The sequence below is a fragment of the Actinomycetota bacterium genome (assembly GCA_036280995.1).
GTDB lineage: Bacteria > Actinomycetota > CALGFH01 > CALGFH01 > CALGFH01 > CALGFH01.
In genome coordinates this window covers 1-2316 of record DASUPQ010000807.1, presented here as the reverse complement: position 1 = coordinate 2316, position 2316 = coordinate 1, and the positions used below count along the sequence as shown (strand labels likewise).

Sequence of the window (2316 nt, the reverse complement as noted above, 5' to 3'; positions counted from 1 at the left end):
CGAGTAGACGACGCGCTCGTGCTCGCGCATCACCTCGGCGAAGCCGGCGTCAAGGTCGAGGACCAGACTCAGCCGCAGCCGGTCCTCGGTCTCCTCGACCTCGTCGACGCCGTCGGCGGGCGGGGTCTGCACCATCTCCGGCATGTCTACCTGAACACCTTCCGCGCCGCGGCGGTTGCAGCGGAGCTCGACTGGTCCAAGTGGAACGAACGGCACTTTGGGTCAATAGGTTTGACACAAAGAGCTTGCAGAGAATTAAAGCGTTGCTTCTCGTCGTGATCGCCGTTGGTGTGGTATGGCCATCCCGGTGCAGACCGAGCGGGCGTTGGCGGCGAAGTTCGAAGCGGTGTTCCCGCACCTGGACGAGCGGCAGCGGCGACTGCTGGCCGGGGCGGAGGCTCGGGCGTTGGGCCACGGCGGCATCCGCGTGGTGGCGAAGGCGGCCCGGATGCGGGAGCGGACTGTCGCGCGGGGCGTGGCGGAGCTGGACTCTGGCCAGCGGCCGCTGGGCCGGGCGCGTCGCCCCGGGGGAGGCCGCAAGAGGGCGGCAGATCGGGATCCCGGTCTGCGCCCGGCGCTGATGGCGCTGGTCGAGCCGGATGTGCGCGGGGATCCGATGTCACCGCTGCGGTGGACGACGCGCTCGACCCGGACGCTGGCCGCCGAGCTGACCCGGGCCGGGCACATGGTGTCCGCCGACACGGTCGCTGACCTGCTCCGCGAGGAGGGCTTCAGGCTGCAGGCCAACGCCAAGACGATCGAGGGCGCGCAGCACCCGGACCGCGACGCGCAGTTCCGCTACATCAACGACCGGGCCACCCAGTACCAGGCGGCCGGGGACCCGGTGGTCAGTGTGGACACCAAGAAGAAGGAGCTGGTCGGCCAGTACCGCAACGCCGGCCAGCAGTGGTGCCCGAAGGGCGAGCCGGTCGAGGTGGCGACCCACGATTTCCCCGACCCGCAACTGGGCAAGGCCATCCCGTACGGGATCTACGACCTGGCCGCGAACACCGGCTGGGTCGGCGTGGGCACCGACCACGACACCGCCGCATTCGCCGTGGCCTGCCTGCGCCGCTGGTGGGACGCGGTCGGCCGGGCCGGCTATCCGCGCTCGCGCCGGCTGCTGATCACCGCCGATGCCGGGGGCTCCAACGGCTACCGCACCCGCGCGTGGAAGGCCGAACTGGCCGCCCTGGCCGTGGAAACCGGCCTGGAGATCACCGTATGCCACCTCCCGCCCGGCACCTCCAAGTGGAACAAGATCGAGCACCGGCTGTTCTCGCACATCACCATGAACTGGCGTGGCCGGCCCCTGTCCAGCCATCAGGTCATCGTGAACAGCATCGCCGCGACCACCACCCGGACCGGGCTGTGTGTCGCGGCCGAACTCGACACCGACACCTACCCCACCGGGGTCCGCGTCAGCGACGCGCAGATGGACGCTCTGCCGCTGGCCCGCCACGAGTGGCACGGCGACTGGAACTACACCCTGCGCCCCGAGCCGTACTCGCAGCTCCCGGTCGCGGCGCCGGATCCGTTCGACCAGCCCAGCCCCGACGTGGCCTGGCTGTGCCACCCCACGGTGACCGGACTACCGACCCCCGCGTGGGACGCCTTGATCACCACGATCACCACGCTGCACCAGGACCAGCGGGAAGCCGAGCTGGACAAACGACGCGGCCACCGCCCCCGACAGACCCGCCCCGGCGCCGGACGCCGGCCCACCCTCACCCTCGCCGACCGGCTGCTGGCCACCGTCTTGCACCACCGGCTCGCCCTACCCCCGCTCGCCGTCGCCGCCCTGTTCGGCGTCCGCGCCGAAACCATCAAACGGCGCATCCGCGACACCCGACAGCTGCTCGAACAGGCCGGCTACACCATCACACCCGCAGACACACCACTGGCTGCGCTCACCGACCTCTACGACCTCGCCGCCACCGCAGGCATCGCCATCCCCGCCCAGACCACAGCGAGTTAATGATCTGCAAGCCCTAACGGCTGGGGGATTGCAGCAGGGTCACCCTGCTGACGTTGGATTGCAGCAGGGTCACCCTGCTGCAACCGCGGCCGGCGCTAGGGTGGGCCGCCGTGGACCCCGAGACCCCGGAGCTGGCCGTCCTCACGGTGACGCGCTCGCCGGGGGAGGCGCTGGACCGGTTCCTCGACTCGCTCAAGGCCGCCGCGACCCGCCCGGTCCGGGTGCTCGTGGTCGACACCGGCTCCACCGACGGGGCGCCGGAGCGCGCGGCCGGGCGCGACGGGGTCGGCGTCCTGCGCATCGGCGAGGACGTCGGCCGGGCCGCCGCGGCCAACCGC

At 71.5% G+C, this 2316-nt stretch carries 2 protein-coding genes; both read left to right on the top strand.

From position 1 onward, the window contains the following. Positions 1-295: 295 nt before the first annotated feature. Positions 296-1978 carry an ISAzo13 family transposase gene (locus VF468_26935; protein ID HEX5881925.1) on the top strand — a complete coding sequence of 561 codons (1683 nt, stop codon included), beginning with the start codon at positions 296-298 and terminating at the stop codon, positions 1976-1978. Between the two features lie 110 nt (positions 1979-2088). Further along, positions 2089-2316, top strand: a 228-nt coding sequence (locus tag VF468_26930) for a glycosyltransferase (GenBank protein HEX5881924.1), incomplete at its 3' end; no start/stop codon positions are given.

Bases quoted from the DNA above. Each gene is read 5' to 3' on its own strand.
- VF468_26935 (HEX5881925.1), top strand. From the start codon at position 296: ATGGCCATCCCGGTGCAGACCGAGCGGGCGTTGGCGGCGAAGTTCGAA.